14 protein-coding genes and 2 tRNA genes are annotated in these 15,410 nt (G+C 62.0%); all 16 read right to left on the minus strand.

What is annotated here, in order from left to right; all coding sequences use genetic code 11:
- Positions 1-10: 10 nt before the first annotated feature.
- Complete coding sequence (gene ftsY, locus DWX39_RS00795; RefSeq protein WP_117758161.1) at positions 11-928, minus strand: signal recognition particle-docking protein FtsY; 918 nt, start codon at positions 926-928, stop codon at positions 11-13.
- Positions 928-4,464, minus strand: a complete 3,537-nt coding sequence (gene smc, locus DWX39_RS00800) for a chromosome segregation protein SMC (RefSeq protein WP_117758162.1) — start codon at positions 4,462-4,464, stop codon at positions 928-930. The genes ftsY and smc overlap by 1 nt, the downstream gene beginning before the upstream one ends.
- Positions 4,465-4,474: 10 nt before the next feature.
- Positions 4,475-5,200 (minus strand): ribonuclease III, encoded by a 726-nt coding sequence (rnc, locus tag DWX39_RS00805; protein WP_089571704.1) that lies wholly within the window; start codon positions 5,198-5,200, stop codon positions 4,475-4,477.
- A gap of 3 nt (positions 5,201-5,203) precedes the next feature.
- Positions 5,204-5,446: an acyl carrier protein gene (locus DWX39_RS00810; RefSeq protein WP_055309519.1), complete on the minus strand. Its 243-nt coding sequence runs from the start codon at positions 5,444-5,446 to the stop codon at positions 5,204-5,206.
- Between the two features lie 124 nt (positions 5,447-5,570).
- Positions 5,571-6,590, minus strand: coding sequence for a phosphate acyltransferase PlsX (gene plsX, locus DWX39_RS00815; protein ID WP_117758163.1), 1,020 nt, complete (start codon positions 6,588-6,590; stop codon positions 5,571-5,573).
- An 87-nt stretch (positions 6,591-6,677) separates the two neighbouring features.
- Entirely contained in the window at positions 6,678-6,857 is a 180-nt protein-coding gene (gene rpmF, locus DWX39_RS00820) for a 50S ribosomal protein L32 (RefSeq protein ID WP_022094017.1), read from the minus strand.
- Positions 6,858-6,921: 64 nt separating this feature from the next.
- Complete coding sequence (locus DWX39_RS00825) at positions 6,922-7,476, minus strand: DUF177 domain-containing protein (RefSeq protein WP_055309521.1); 555 nt, start codon at positions 7,474-7,476, stop codon at positions 6,922-6,924.
- Positions 7,476-7,973: an ATPase gene (locus tag DWX39_RS00830; protein WP_040358176.1), complete on the minus strand. Its 498-nt coding sequence runs from the start codon at positions 7,971-7,973 to the stop codon at positions 7,476-7,478. Before DWX39_RS00830 ends, DWX39_RS00825 begins: the two co-directional genes overlap by 1 nt.
- 68 nt (positions 7,974-8,041) lie before the next feature.
- On the minus strand, positions 8,042-8,539 hold the full coding sequence (gene coaD / locus DWX39_RS00835; protein ID WP_117564151.1) for a pantetheine-phosphate adenylyltransferase: 498 nt from the start codon (positions 8,537-8,539) through the stop codon (positions 8,042-8,044).
- Positions 8,532-9,176 carry a 16S rRNA (guanine(966)-N(2))-methyltransferase RsmD gene (gene rsmD / locus DWX39_RS00840; RefSeq protein ID WP_117583420.1) on the minus strand — a complete coding sequence of 215 codons (645 nt, stop codon included), beginning with the start codon at positions 9,174-9,176 and terminating at the stop codon, positions 8,532-8,534. Before rsmD ends, coaD begins: the two co-directional genes overlap by 8 nt.
- Positions 9,173-11,350, minus strand: a complete 2,178-nt coding sequence (recG, locus tag DWX39_RS00845) for an ATP-dependent DNA helicase RecG (protein ID WP_117583419.1) — start codon at positions 11,348-11,350, stop codon at positions 9,173-9,175. The genes rsmD and recG overlap by 4 nt, the downstream gene beginning before the upstream one ends.
- A gap of 10 nt (positions 11,351-11,360) precedes the next feature.
- Positions 11,361-13,022: a DAK2 domain-containing protein gene (locus tag DWX39_RS00850; protein WP_117583418.1), complete on the minus strand. Its 1,662-nt coding sequence runs from the start codon at positions 13,020-13,022 to the stop codon at positions 11,361-11,363.
- A gap of 27 nt (positions 13,023-13,049) precedes the next feature.
- Positions 13,050-13,439 (minus strand): Asp23/Gls24 family envelope stress response protein, encoded by a 390-nt coding sequence (locus tag DWX39_RS00855; protein WP_187361832.1) that lies wholly within the window; start codon positions 13,437-13,439, stop codon positions 13,050-13,052.
- Positions 13,440-13,600: 161 nt separating this feature from the next.
- A tRNA-Asn gene (locus tag DWX39_RS00860) sits at positions 13,601-13,675 on the minus strand.
- A 34-nt stretch (positions 13,676-13,709) separates the two neighbouring features.
- Positions 13,710-13,784, minus strand: a tRNA-Asn gene (locus DWX39_RS00865).
- Between the two features lie 188 nt (positions 13,785-13,972).
- Positions 13,973-15,322 (minus strand): RNA polymerase sigma factor RpoD, encoded by a 1,350-nt coding sequence (gene rpoD / locus DWX39_RS00870; RefSeq protein WP_055286388.1) that lies wholly within the window; start codon positions 15,320-15,322, stop codon positions 13,973-13,975.
- Between the last annotated feature and the right edge of the window lie 88 nt (positions 15,323-15,410).

Below are 15,410 nucleotides of genomic sequence, written 5' to 3' on the forward strand. Positions count from 1 at the left end.
TAGTCACTCCTTAATTGGACTCGCCCACCAGGGCGCGGCAGAAATCTTTGGCGTTAAACTCCTGCAGGTCATCGACCTGCTCGCCCACGCCGATGCGAAGGATCGGGAGCTTGAGCTTCTCGGCCACGGCCATGGCGATGCCGCCCTTAGCCGTGCCGTCGAGCTTTGTCATGATAATACCGTCCAGGCCAAGCGCCTCATTAAACTCGAGCGCCTGGTTCAGGCCGTTTTGGCCCGTTGCGGCATCGATCACGAGGACGACCGAGACGGGCATGGGGCCGGCGGCCATATTGGTGGCGCGCTTACGCGTCACGTTGACCACCTTGGCAAGCTCGCGCATGAGCTCGGGGCTCGTGTGCAGACGGCCAGCAGTATCGATAAGCACCAGGTCGCTGCCGCGCTTGTCGGCCTCGTCGAGCACGTCGTAGCAAACGCTTGCCGGGTCGGAGCCGCGGTCGCGCTTGATGACGGGGACGCCGGCGCGCTGGCCCCACACATCGAGCTGCTCGATGGCGGCGGCGCGGAAGGTATCGGCCGAGCCGATCATGACATTCTTGCCGCGGGCAGCCATGGCGCTCGCGATCTTGCCGACCGTCGTAGTTTTGCCGGCACCATTAATGCCCACAAACAGCACGCAGCTCGGCGTGTCGGCGAACGGATCGCGCTCGGCGGGCACAAAATGCTGCTCGAGCTGCTCAGCCAGGGCGCGACGGAGCTGCGGGGCGGTCTTGAGGTTCTTCTTGGCTGCGGCATCGCGCAGGTCATCGGAGACCTGAATGGCGACCTCGGCACCCATGTCACCCATAACGAGGGTGTCCTCAAGGTCCTCCCAAAAGTCCTCGTCGACCTCGCCGCCAAAGTAGAAGACCTCGTTGAGGGCCTCGCGGCTGCGCTCAAGTCCGCGCGAGAGAGCGTCAAAGAATCCCATTATGCATTCACGACCTTTCCGGTTTCGCGATCGAGTTTTTGCGAGACGACGCGGCTGACGCCGTCGGCTTGCATCGAGACGCCATAGAGAACGTCAGCGTCCTCCATAGTACGGCGCTGATGCGAAATGACCAAGAGCTGCGTATCGGAACGCAACACGTCGAGCGCGCCGATGAGCTTGGACAGGTTGGCGTCGTCGAGCGCGGCCTCGACCTCGTCCAGCACATAGAACGGCACCGTGCGCGTGCGATACACGGCAAAGAGCAGGGCGAGCGCCGTCAGGCTCTTCTCGCCACCCGACATGAGCATCATCTTGGTGATGCGCTTGCCGCGCGGCTGCGCCACGACCTCGATACCCGTCTCGGCCGGATGCTCGGGATCGGTCATCTCCAGATGAGCCTGGCCACCCGGGAACAGCATAGCGAAGATCTCGCGGAAGTTCGCGTCGACCTTCTCAAACGTCACAAGGAACGCCTTGCGCATCTTGCGATCAATAGCCACCGTGATCTTGGTGAGCGCCTTACGCGCGCTCTCCAGATCGGCCAGCTGCTCCTCGATGTAGTCAGCGCGGCGCTTGAGCTGCTCGTATTCCTCCATGGCAACTTGGTTCACGGGACCAAGGTTGTTGATCTGGCGCACAAGCTGGTTGAGCTCGCGCTCGGCGGCATCGCGGTCCGTGGGCGCAGGAAGCATAAGCGCTTCCTCGAGTACCGTGTTGCCATCGGCGGTAATGGCCTTAATGGCGGCCTCTACCTGCACCTCGAGCTTGCCACGCGCGACCTTAAACTCGTTTTGCGTGGCGGTGGCGGTATCGACCTTCTCCTTAGCGCGGGCAACCTCTGCCTTGGCATCCTCGATGGTCTTCTTGAGCGAAGCGGAGTCCGCCTCCTCCAGAGAGGCCTGGTCACGCAGACGCGCTGCCCAATCCGACGCGCGCTCCAGCAGGGCCGAATAGCGCTCGTGCATGGGATCGACGCGCAGGCGCAGCAGCTCGAGTGAGCGCGAGGCCTGGCGTGTTCCGCGGATACGGCGGTCGATGCCCTCCAGGCGATGCTCCAGATCGGGTACTCGGCCTTTCAGAGAACGAAGGCGCTCGCTCGTCTGGGCCAGGCGGACCTTGGCATCGGCGAGCTTGCCGGCGGCCTCGGAATCGTCACGGCGAACGCGGTCGAGTTCGTCGTTGGCTTCGGCAATCTGAAGGCCAAGATCGCTTGCCTGCGCTCGGGCCTCGTCACGCGAGCGGGTGAGCTCGTCCACGCGCGGGCGCGCAGCGCGAACGGCCTCGGCGGCCTGCTCGCGGCGCTTGGAGATGCGCACGCGCTCGACCTCGGCGTTGTTGGCGCTTTGCTCCAGGCGGCCAATCTCGGAGAGCAGCGAGCGGCGCTCGCCCTCAAGACGGGCGATCTCGCCGGCGGCATCGCCCTCAGCGGCACGCGCCTCTTCGACGGCCGCATTGGCCTCGACGACCTGATCCGACACATGCTCAAACACAGCAGCCAGATCGGGTTCCAGGCCCTCGAGCTCACGGATGCGACGCTTGCGCTCCAAAGCACCCGAAGCCTCGCCGGCGTCGAGCCCCACACGCACCAGGCCGCCGCAGGCGACGCGGGCGCCATCGGGGGTCACGTAAGTCACGCCGTCAACGACAGGCGCGGCCAGCGCAGCCGCCAAGTCGTCGACAACGTAATAGCCGCCGAGAAGGGCCTCGACAACCGGGCCATAGCCGGCGCGTACGGACAGGCGATCGACCAGGCGGGAACCGGCAGCGGCCTTAGCGGCAGCAGAGGCGCTCACACCGCGCGCGACCAGCAGCGCCTCGCCCGAGGCCTTCTTCTGGTCCAGAGCGGCACGACCGGCACGCTCAAGCGCGGACGCATCGTCGAACAGCAGCGCATCGATATCGCCGGCGAGCAATTGCTCAACCAGGCCCTCAAGCTCACGCGGGGCCTCGAGCACGTCGCCCAGACGACCCGAGACATCGTCGCCCAGCGCACCCATCAGACGGCTCACCAGCGGCGAGCTGTCAGCCATGCGGGCATCGAGCTTCTTTTGGCTGGCAAGCTCCGAGCGCACCTCGGACAGTTTGTTGCGCGCCTCGCTCTCGCGGGCACGCAGGTCCTTAAGGGCTGCACGGGCGACCTCGGTAGCCTCGCGAGCATCAATCTGGGCTTGACGGGCCTGATCAAGTGCACTGTCGAGCTCCTCGGCGCGGTCGCGACGGCTCTCGAGTGAGGCCGTGACTTCCTCGAGCTGCTCGTCGATCTGCTCCAGGCGTGAGGCGTACATGTTGTCCTCGACCTCGGCGTTGCTCAGCGAGTCCTTCACCTTGGCGAGTTCGAGCGCCGCGTTATCGGCCACACGCTGCACATCGCGTTGCTCACGCGCAAGCTGCGAAATCTGATTGTCGAGCGCCACGCGCCGCTCGTGGAGCTGAGCGGCGGCAGGACCAGCGGCGTCAACGTCCTCCTGGGCCTGCATGTGCGCGCCGGTCACTTCCTCAAGCTGCGCACGCGCGTCCTCGAGCTCCTCTACCACGCGACGACGCTGATGCTCGGAGCTCGAGATCTGGCCGCGCATGTCGGACAGGCGCGACACCATGTTGTGGCCCTTTTCCTCGAGCAGGCGCATATCGGAGTTAATGCGGCCGACCACGTCTTGCATATGGCGGCGCTGCTCGCCCAGATCGCCCACAAACAGGCCCTTTTCCTCGAGCATGACCTGGAGCTTCTCGAGCTCGCGTTCCTTTTCGCCCAAGCGGTACTGCGCAAGCTCCAGCTCGGCGGCACCTTCCTTGGAGCGGCTCTCCAAGTCGTTCCACTGCGACTGCAGCGAACGCAGCTCGTCGACGGCTAGCATCTGCGTAAGCTCGTTCGCGCGCGAGGACAGCTCTTTGTACTTGCGCGCACGATCGACCTGACGCTCCAGCGGTCGCAGCTGACGGGCGATTTCCTTATTGATGTCGCGGGCACGCGTCAGGTGCTCGTCCATCGACTTAATCTTTTTGAGCGCACGCTCCTTGCGGCGTTTGTGCTTGGAAATGCCGGCGGCCTCCTCGATGAGGGCGCGGCGCTCCTCGGGGCGGCTCTGCAAAATGGCGTCGAGCTTGCCCTGGCTGATGATGGAATGCGTATCCTTGCCCAAGCCCGAATCGTGCAGGATGTCCTGAATGTCCATCAGGCGGCACGGACTCGAGTTGATGAGGTACTCGCTTTCGCCCGAGCGATACATACGACGGGTGATGGCGACCTCGTCAAAGTCGACGGGCAGCATATGGTCCGAGTTATCGAGCACCAGCGTGACCTCGGCGACACCCACCGGCTTGCGCGCTGACGAGCCCGAGAAGATGACATCCTCCATGGCCTGGCCGCGCAGCTGCTTGGCGCTCTGCTCGCCCAGGACCCACAGAATCGAGTCAGAGATGTTCGATTTTCCCGAGCCGTTGGGACCGACGATGACGGTCAGGCCCGGCTCAAACGTCATATGGGCGCGGTCGGCAAACGACTTGAACCCTTTGAGCGTGAGGGACTTGAGATACACGGTTCCTCGCTTAAACAGGCTTCTTGTTGAGAATCACGCCGTTGGTGGTGTAGCCCATGCGGTCAAGTGCCTCGAGTGCAGCGGCTCCCTCGGCTTCCTTCTTTGAGGAGCCGGAGCCGCGACCCTGGCGAATACCATCGATCAACACCACGGCGGTAAAGGTGGGCGCATGCGCAGGGCCCTCGGAGCCGACCAGCTTGTACGCGGGAGGCTCGTGGCCGTCGGCCTGCACGCACTCCTGCAAATACGACTTGGGGTTCGCAGGGTGCTCGGCACGCTCGGATGCCAAATGTGGCTTAAGCGTACGGTGGATAAACTCCGCCGCGGCATCCCAGCCGGCGTCCAGATACAGCGCGCCCACGAGCGACTCGTAGACGTTCTCGAGCGCCGAGTGCAGGCCGCGCGCGCCGGTACCGGTCTCGGAGGCACCAAAGATGATGATGTCATCGATACCCAGCTCGTGCGACACCTCGGACAGCGTGGCGCCCGAGACAAGGGACACCTTCAGGCGCGTGAGCTTGCCCTCGTCAAACTCCGGATAGGACACAAACAGGGAGCGTGCAACAACGGCGCCCAAAATGGAATCACCCAAGAACTCAAGGCGCTCGTAGCTTGCCGAGACTGGCTGGCCTTCGACGGCCGAAGGATGCGTAAGGGCCGCGCGCAGCAGCACCTTGTCATTGAACTCGTGGCCCAGAATCTCCTGGGCGCGCGTAAGTCGTTCGGATAAAGCCAAGACCTAAGCCTCCCTGGCGTTTTCGATCGCGTCGACGGCGTCGGCGACAGAGTTGAGCGAGAGCAGGGTCTCGTCATCGATCTCGAGATTGAACTCGTCCTCGATAGCCGTAACCAGTTGCAGGCGCTCGAGCGAGTTGGCATCGAGGTCGTCAAAGGTGGTCTCATCGCTAATTTCGGCAACATCGACGCCCAGAACGTCAGCAGCGACCTCGGCGATCTTGTCGAAGATTTCGGAGCGGTCCATAGCGCTTCCTCTCATAGTGCATGAATACCAAAAGAATGGTACCGCCCGGGCGGTACCAAGACACGGTTCTGATTCTACCCCACGAAGCAGGCCGCGAGGCACATAACAGCGCTCTAACTCGCTCTTACAAAACGATGCCGTCCATGGAGTTGGCGACGTTCTCGACCAGCCCCGCGCGCACGGCTTCGGCCGCCGCAAGCGTACCGTTTTTAACAGCCTCGACCGAGGTGGCGCCATGGCCGATCAGGACCACGCCACGCAGGCCCAAAAGAATCGCGCCGCCCTTGGCATCACCAGAGAGCTTGGCCTTAATCTCGCGCATCTGCTTTTTGATGAGCAGCGCGGCGATCTTGGTGCCGAGCGAGGCCATAAAGGCGCCCTTGAGCTCCTGCAGCAAAAACTTGGCAGCGCCCTCGGTAGCCTTGAGAGCGATATTGCCCGACATGCCGTCGGCAACAACGACATCGAAATTGCCCGAGGTGAGGTCGGTGCCTTCGCAGTTGCCCACAAAGCCCGGAACTGCGGCCTTCATAGCAGGGAAGCAGGCCTTGGTAAAGTTAGAACCCTTCTCGTCCTCGGTGCCGTTACCAAGCAGGCCCACGCGAGGATGTTCGATGCCCAGGACGACGCGGGCATAGGCGCTACCCATCTGGGCAAAACGCACCATGTCATCGACCTCGACATCGGGGTTGGCGCCCATATCGCACAGCACCGTCAGACCGCCGGCGCGATTGGGCAACGCATTGGTCAGACAGGGGCGCACCGGCTGCTTCTTGCCTTCGGCCTGATACCTAAACGGCGTCACGTATGCGGTAGCAGCGGCGGTCATGGCGCCGGTGGAGCCGGCGGAGAAGAACGCGTCCGCGTTGCCCTTTTTGATGGCGCGGCAGGCAAGCACGATCGAGGACTTGCGCTTGGTCATCACGGCGCGAATAGGATCGTCATCCATGGCGATAACGTCGGGTGCCTCAAGGGCCTCAACACGTGCATGGGAAGCAGCAAAGGGATTGACGATTTCAGAGGGGCCAGCTGCCAAGACCTCGATATCGGGATCGGCGGCAAGCGCAGCCTCGATACCATCGAGAACAACCTGAGGTTTCTCGTCTCCGCCCACAACGTCTACACAAACGCGAACGTTACTCATATACATGCTCCTTATACAAAAATGGCCGACTCATTGAGCCGGCCATTGTGGTTCCATTTGGAACGGCATCGCATCCAGAGTATACCGTTACTCGGTAACGATAACCTCGCGGTCCTTGTAGAAACCGCAGCTGGGGCACACGTGGTGCGGAAGCTTGACAGCGCCGCAACGGGGGCACGTGGACTGAGCCGCAGCCGAGATCTTCATGTTGGCGGAACGACGGGTGTGAGTGCGGATACGACCCTGCTTTTGTTTAGGTACGGGCATAGTGACCTTCCTTATGAACTATCCAGTGTGGCGATTACGCGCAAGTAGCGATACTACCACAGTTTTACTCATCGAGCTTGAGATTCTTCAATGCTGCAAATGGATTTTCCGTGGCAGCAGCCCATTCTGCCTCTGCCTGGGCGGCGCAATCGCATTGCTCGACGTTGAGATTGCAACCGCAAGTGGGACACAGACCGCGGCAATCGGGCTTGCAGAGCACCACAAACGGCGTGTCCATAACGACCGCGTCATTGATGGGCTCACCCAGATCGACGATGCGGTCCTCACCCAGGAGCTCGTAGCCGTCCTCGTAGGCCTCGGGATCCTCGGGCTCCTCAAAGAGGTAGAACTCCTCGATCTCGCCGGCGATATCAAACGAGGCGGGCTCCAGGCAACGGTCGCACTCGCCGGTGGCGTGCGCGCGGACCATGCCCGTGAGCAAGACACCGGTACCGGCATTGGTAAAGACAACGTCGTAGTCGATGCCGTCCTGTAGCTGGTACTCCTTCTCGCCCACCGTGTAGGTGGCGACATCGACCTTACCGGTCAGCGGATACGAATCTCCAGGAAACTCGAGCTGCTCAGAAAGATCGACGGTAACGCTCGGGAACTCAGCCATTACCACTGACCATTCTGCTGGGCGGCACCCTCGTTGAGCTGCTGACGGCAACGGGTAACGGTGCCGGTCAGGCTCTTGAGGTTCTCCTCCAGGTGCGTAAAGACCTGCTCTGCGTAGTCCTCGGCAGCATAACGCGTCTCGCGCTCGTACTGCTGGGCACGATCACGGATGTCGTCGGCCTGCTGCTGCGCTAAGCGGACGATCTCCTGCTCACCGGCAATGGTGAGGGCCTGCTGCTGAGCGTCGGCGATGATGGAATCGGCCTGGGCGGCGGCGGAAGCCATAAGCTCCTCGCGCTCCTTAAGGATACGGCGGGACTTCTGCCACTCCTCGGGATAGCTCATGCGGATCTCGTCGAGGATGTTGAAGAACACGTCGGCGTCGATGACCTTGAACTGAGCGTTCTTGCCGAAAGGCGGCTTGGCTTCCTCGATCAGCCCTTCGAGCTCATCGACCAAGCTGACGATCCTATCGCCAGGAAAATTCTCGCCCGGCATCCGGTCTCCTTTCATAGGTAACATATCATCGTGCTAGTTTACCACATGCCACCAGGCAATAAAAAACGTCACGAAAAGCGGTGTCTGAGCGCTTCGACCACGTTGGGCGGGACAAACGTCGATACATCGCTGCCGAGCGAGGCGATCTGGCGAACGACCGAACTCGAGATATAGCCGTACTGCGGCGCACTCATGACAAAGATGGACTCCAGCTCGTTATCCAAGCGATAGTTGAGGTCTGCCTGCTGCAGCTCGTACTCAAAGTCGGTCATGGCGCGCAGGCCCTTGACCACGGCCCCCGCCCCCTGCTCGCGAGCGAAGTCGACCAAGAGGCCGGTAAAGGGCAGGACCTCGACGCCGTCGATATCACCGAGCGCCTCGCGAGCCAGCGCCACGCGCTCATCGAGCATAAACGTGGTGCCCACGCCGTTTTTACCCTGCGACTCGGCAACAGCGACGATCACGCTGGGAAAGATGCGACGGGCGCGGCGGATCACATCGATATGGCCAAACGTGATGGGATCGAAGGTGCCCGGGACGATCACGCGGTTGATGGTGTCATTCATGGGCGTCCTCCCAAGGCGCTTCCTCGTTATTTTCGTTCTTGTCAGCAAGGTCGTTCTCGTCCTCGGCCACCCAGCGCAGCAAGTCAACCGAGGTTATGCCGTAGCGCTTCTCTCGCACGGTCTCAAAACCGGTCGGGTGAGCGCCCGCGTCGGCGGCAGCGTGCTCAAACAGCGCATAGGCACCCTGTGCCAGCAAGCCTTGCTGAGCTAGGTTTTGCAGCAGCTCCTCGACCGGCTCGGCGCCAAAGGCATAGGGCGGATCGAGCAGGACCAGATCAAAGGGGCCACCCGGCACACGGCCGCGCGAGGCGCTCGCCAACACATCGCCGGTAACGACGCGCCAACGCGAGCGGTCGCCGCACAGCGACTCGATATTCTTGGTGATCAGACGGGCGGCATTGCGATCGATCTCGAACGTGGTGAGCGAGCGGGCGCCACGCGAGAGCATCTCGATTCCCAGGGCACCGGAGCCGCCAAAGGCATCCAGCACGCGGACCTCGTCCAAATCGAAATCGAACGCCGACATGACCATGGATGCACATGCCTCGCGCACGCGATCGGTCGTAGGACGGGTGACATCGCGTCCACGCGGCTCTTCGATCTTGCGGCCGCGCCATTCACCGCCGATGATTCTCATCCTCCGCTGACCTCCTTAAAGATATGTCGATAACGCATGGCGACCGCGTCGCGCAAGGGGCGCGTCGCCACGGAGTCAAGGTTGCAAGCATACCGCAAGAGCTCGACCGCGTCCAAATGGGCCCATTCGATAAGATCCTCGTCGGCGTCCAGGTCCACAAAGCGCAAGGTAATGCCGCCGTGTTGACGATAACCCAGAATCTCGCCCTCGTGGCGCAGACGCAGGTCCATCTGGGCGAGCGTAAAGCCGTCCGAGGTCTTTTCGAGCGACTGGAGGCGGTCTTGTGCCGCCGAGGCGCCGCCATTGCCCTTGGAGTGCGTCATGACCAGGCAGGTGCCCGACACGCTGCCGCGGCCCACGCGACCGCGCAGCTGGTGCAGGGCCGCCAAGCCAAAGCGCTCACCGTTCTCGATGACCATGACGGTGGCGTTGGGCACGTCGACGCCCACCTCGACCACCGTAGTCGAGACGAGCACGTCGATCTCGCCACGCTTAAAGGCATCGATAACCTGGTCCTTCTCCCCCGCTGGCATGCGGCCGTGAAGGCGCTCGATGGCAAGACCCGGCAACGCCAGACGCAGGCGATCGAGCTCGGTCGCCGTATCGTGCAGCGGCACGGGGACCGTCACGCGGCCCTCGTCGTCGCGGGCGATACCGGGCACGTCCTCCAGATCATCGGCCGAGTCACTCGGCTCCACGAGCGGGCAAATCACGTAGGCCTGCTGACCCTTTTCATGCGCCTCGCGGATGGCGCCATAGGCAAGGTCGCGGCTCGACTCGGTAAGCACGCGTGTCGTCACGCCAGCGCCAGGGACGGGCCGATGGCGGATGATGCTCGTGTCCAGATCGCCGTAGACCGAAAGCGCCAGCGTACGTGGGATGGGCGTTGCCGTCATAACGAGCAGATCGGCACCAGGGCCCTTCGCACGCAGGGCGTTGCGTTGGCCGACGCCAAACCGGTGCTGCTCATCGATGACCACGAGCGACAGATGCTTGAACGCCACGTTATCCGAAAGCACCGCGTGGGTGCCAAAGAGGACATCGAGCTCGCCCGATTCCAGCTGGGCATGGATCCGCTCGCGCTCGGCCGCTGGCGTGGCGCCCGTCAGGAGCGCCCAGGTCATGCCAGCCTGCGAGAGCAAGGGGCCGGTCTTATCGGCATATTGACGCGCCAGCACGCCCGTGGGCGCCATAACGCAGGCCTGCGTGCCGCTATCGGTAGCCACAGCCAGCGCGCAGGCGGCAACGGCGGTCTTACCGGTACCGACATCGCCCAGCAGCAGGCGGTTCATCACGCGCCCGCCATCGCACATATCGCGCAGGATATCTTGGAACGCGGCCTCCTGCTCGTCGCTCAGCGAAAATGGCAGGGCCTGCTTGAGCGCGGCCAGGTGCTCGCCCGCGGCGTGGGCGTAGGGCACCACATCGACCAGGCTGCCGTCGTTGCGCAGGCGCAGCGCCAGCTGCAGGTAAAGGCACTCCTCGTAGGCAAGCCGTGCGCGCGCGATATCGCGCTCAGCCATGCTCGAGGGAAAGTGAATTGATCGAAGCGCACGAGCATTGCTCATCAGGCGACGCTTAACGCGCAAGCGTGCGGGAATCGGGTCGAAGGGATTGCCGACGACCTCGAGCGCGCCACTTACGATGCGGCGCATCCATGCCTGGCTCACGCCGTCACTCACATAATGGACCGGCAAAATGGTGCCCGCAGCACGCCCGTCATCGAGCTTTTCAAAGTGCGGCGAGGCCATCTGCTTAAAACCGTAGGCAAACTCGACCTTGCCCATCACGGCCAGGCGGTCGCCCTGCTTAAGCTGCTGGGCAATCCAAGGCTGACGGAAAAAGGCGACCTGCAGCACGCCCGTCTCGTCAACGAGTGAGACCTCGGTCACCTGCATGCGCGGACGCGGCTTCTTTTGAACGATACGGTCGACCGTGGCGATGATGGTGCACACGGTACCGATGGGCGCCATCTCGATGGACCAGGAGCGCGTAAAGTCCAGGTATCGATGAGGGATATGCAGAAGGAGGTCCCCCACCGTCCGAATTCCCAGACGGCGAAGGGCCTCCTCACGTTTACCCGAAACATATTTGAGTCGCGCGATATCCTCGTCGAGCGCATTGCTCTGGGCAAAGCGATCCGAGACGCGCGGCACGGAGCAGAGCTCAGACATGGGCAGATGCCTACTCGATCGAGAAGATCACGGGATAGAGCGGCTGCTCGCCACGATGGGCGTCGATCTCCAGGTCGGGCTGAGCCTCCTCGATAGCGTCGACGATCTCCTGGAAGGCTTCATCGGACAGCTCCTCGCCGGCCAGAATCGTCAGCGCGTCGCCCTCCTCTTCCTCCTGCATACGGTTGATACAATCGAGCGTGACCTGTTTCACATCGGAGCCGACCACATCGATGGAACCGGCAATGATACCCATGACGTCACCGGAGTGAATCGGGGAGCCGTCCGAGGCGCTGGAGTCGCGCACGGCGCGGGTGACCTCGCCATCGCGGACCTCGCTGATGGCGTCAACCATAGCGGCGACGGCGTCCTCGAGATCGGAATCGGGCAGGACCGCGAACAGCGCGGAGAAGGCCTGCGGAACGGTCTTGGTGGGAACGACGGCGACCTTCTTGTCGGTGCAGGCAGAGGCGGCGGCCTCGGCAGCCATGCGGATGTTACCGTTGTTGGGCAGGATGATAACCGAGGTCGCGTTGACCTGGTCGACAGCGCCCAGCAGGTCTGCAGTCGAGGGGTTCATGGTCTGACCACCCGACACGATCACGTCGACGCCGAGGGACTTGAGGATGTCGGCCTCGCCCGAACCGGCGGCAACGGCGACAAAGCCCAGCGCCTTGGCGGGCTCGGCAGCCTTCTCCTGGTCCTCATGAATCTTGGCGGTACGGTCGTGGGCCTCCATCTCCATGTTGTGGATAAAGACCTCGTAGATCTGACCGAGCTGCAGCATGTGCTCGAGCACCAGGTTGGGGGTGTTGGAGTGCACGTGGATCTTGTAGTCGGGGTAGGCGCCCACGAGCAACTCACAGTCACCCATGGAGCCCAGGAACTTGAGGCACTCGTCCTCGTCAAAAGGAGCGTCGGCCTTAAAGAGGAACTCGTTGCAGTAGCGGAACTCCGAGCCCTCCCAGTCGTCGTTGGCCTCGATCTCAACACGACCAAGGGCCGCGTCGCGGGCAGAGCCAGCGGAATCAAACGTGGCAGAGAAATCCTCGACAACGGTGCTGCGGCCAAGCGCAGCGGCAACAAAGTTCTCAAGGAAAATAGCAAAGCCGAAGGCGCCGGAGTCGACCACGCCGTTCTCCTTCAGAACGGGCAGCAGGTCGGGCGTGCGGGCGACGGACTGGTAGGCCTCGACGACGATAGCGTCGAGCGCATCCTCGGCCGAGAACTTCTTCTTTTCGCACTCGTCGGCCTTGGTCGAGACATCGCGCAGCACCGTGAGGATCGTGCCCTCGATGGGCTTACGGACGGCCTGGAAGGCGACCTTGACGGCTCGGCGGAACGCATAGGCAATGTTGGCGGACGTAATGGGCTCGTCGGCAGAGACAAGACCCTCGGCCACGCCGCGCAGGATCTGCGAAGTGATGACGCCGGAGTTGCCGCGGGCGCCCATCAGGGAGCCGTGGGTGATGGCGCCGGCAATGGCCTCCATGTCGGCATCGGCGGGAAGGGCAGAAAGCTCCTTGGTCACCGAGGCGAGCGTGAGCGACATGTTGGTGCCGGTGTCGCCGTCGGGCACGGGAAAGACGTTGAGCTTGTTGATCTCCTCGGCCTTGTCGGAAACGGCAGCCGCAGCGATCGGAAAACAGGTGCGAATGGTCTTTGCAATCATGGGTATTTGAATCTCCGTTTTCGGATGCTAGTTCAGACGGCTCTTGAGCGCGTCGATATGGATGCCGATCTTAAGGCTGGCGGGATCGATCTGGGCGATCTCCTGCAGGGTGAAGGCAACGGAGCTCGAAAGATTGTGGCAGACGGACTTCATGTTGACGCCGTTCTCGAGCACGACGTGAAGATCGACCGTAAGGCCGTTCTCGTCGGCGGAGACAAGCACGCCCTTGCGGAGGCGCTGGCCGGCAAGCAGGCGCACGCTCTCGGCGCCCTGGAGCTGCTCAGCCATACCGACGACGCCATAGCACGTCATCGCGGCATAACCGGCAATATCGGCAATAACGTCGTTCGAGACGCTCAGGCTGCCGTTAATGGTCTCAGACACAAGAATCTCCTTATCTGGTGCTCGCGGCACCATGTCGTGGGAGCAATCATTGCAATATTTTACAACGACCGCGCCATGTTGAGGTGGTGGGTCGCGGGATTACATCCTCGACACGAAATGTTGATATGGCAACGTTCGAGTCAAGTGGTCGCGGCATGAAAAAACCCGCCGCTTAAGCGACGGGTTTTACAACCTGGCTCCCCGGGTAGGACTCGAACCTACAACAGCGCGGTTAACAGCCGCGTGCTCTACCATTGAGCTACCGAGGAATTAAAAAGCCCAGCGAAATGGGCTGAGAAATTCTGGCTCCCCGGGTAGGACTCGAACCTACAACAGCGCGGTTAACAGCCGCGTGCTCTACCATTGAGCTACCGAGGAATAGGTGCGTGCTCTCAAGCAACGAAGTTTATTATACGGACGAATCAGCTTAGGGCAAGAACTTTTTTGAGAATTTTTCCGACCTAGTCATTGGGGACGTTCTTGAATGACTAGTCATTCAAGAACGTCCCCAATGACTACATGAAAGCGCCCCCAGGCGGATGTGCTTGAGGGCGCTTCTTGCTTGACTAGCTTTCGATATAGTCCTTCAGCTTGCTCGAACGGCTGGGGTGGCGGAGCTTGGCCAAGGTCTTGGACTCGATCTGGCGGATACGCTCGCGCGTGACGCCAAACTCGCGGCCGACTTCCTCGAGCGTACGGGGATGTCCGTCGACAAGGCCAAAGCGCAGCTCGATAACCTTGCGCTCACGATCGGCAAGCGAGTCGAGCACCTGAGTGAGCTGCTCCTGCAGCATGGAGAAGCTGGCGGCATCGGGCGGAACGATTGCCTGGGAGTCCTCGATGAAGTCGCCCAGCTGGGAATCCTCTTCCTCGCCGATGGGGGTCTCGAGCGACACGGGCTCCTGCGAGATCTTCTGGATCTCGCGGACGCGGTCGGCGCTCATGTCCATCTCGGCACCGATCTCCTCGGGGGTCGGGTCGCGACCCAGGTCCTGAAGGAGCTGGCGCTGCACGCGGACGAGCTTGTTGATAGTCTCGACCATATGCACGGGAATACGGATGGTACGGGCCTGGTCGGCGATAGCGCGCGTAATGGCCTGACGGATCCACCACGTGGCGTACGTGGAGAACTTGAAGCCCTTCTGGTAGTCGAACTTCTCGACGGCGCGAATCAGACCGAGGTTGCCCTCTTGGATCAGGTCCAGGAACAGCATGCCGCGGCCGACATAGCGCTTGGCGATGGAGACAACCAGACGCAGGTTTGCGCTGATGAGTGCCTGCTTGGCTTCGAGGCCCACGTTCTCAATGCGCGTAAGACGACGCATCTCGGCACGCGTGAGCTCGAGCTCGCCGGCATCGGCAGCCTCGAGCTTCTCGGTGGCCTCGAGACCGGCCTCGATCTTCATGGCCAGATCGACCTCTTCGGAGGCGGTCAGCAGGTCGACCTTGCCGATCTCCTTGAGGTACATACGAACCGGGTCGCCGGTCAGCATCACCGTGGAGGCATCGATGCCACGCACGCGGGAGCGTGAACGGGACGTGCGCACGGTGCGCTTCTTCTTGCTCTTGGAAGAACCCATCTCGGCATCGGCCTGACGGGCCATCTTGAGCTCGTGATCGTCAAGCGAGCCGGAATCGTGCTCGTCGTCATCATCGAAATCGTCAGTATCGGTATCGTTATCGTCATCGTCGACGTCCATGGGGGCGTCGTCGTTACCGCTCGCGGAGATAATCTGGATGCCGCTGTTGCGCAGCGCGGAATACACCGCGGTGAGCTGCTCGTCAGAAACATCGATATCCTTCAGGGCGACCTGAATCTCGTCCTCGGTTACCGAAGTCCTGTTTGAGCCGTTGCCCATGAGCTTTGCAACGTAGGATTCCAGCCCAGTACCCGTGCTCTCAGTCTTTTTTGGCACAGATTCTCCCTTCATAGTCCACAGGACTCAATACTTTAGCACACACATTGACGTCTATACCCAAAAAGAGGACTGGATATAGGCAAGA

This window comes from Collinsella sp. AF19-1LB (assembly GCF_003459655.1).
Classification (GTDB): Bacteria; Actinomycetota; Coriobacteriia; order Coriobacteriales; family Coriobacteriaceae; genus Collinsella.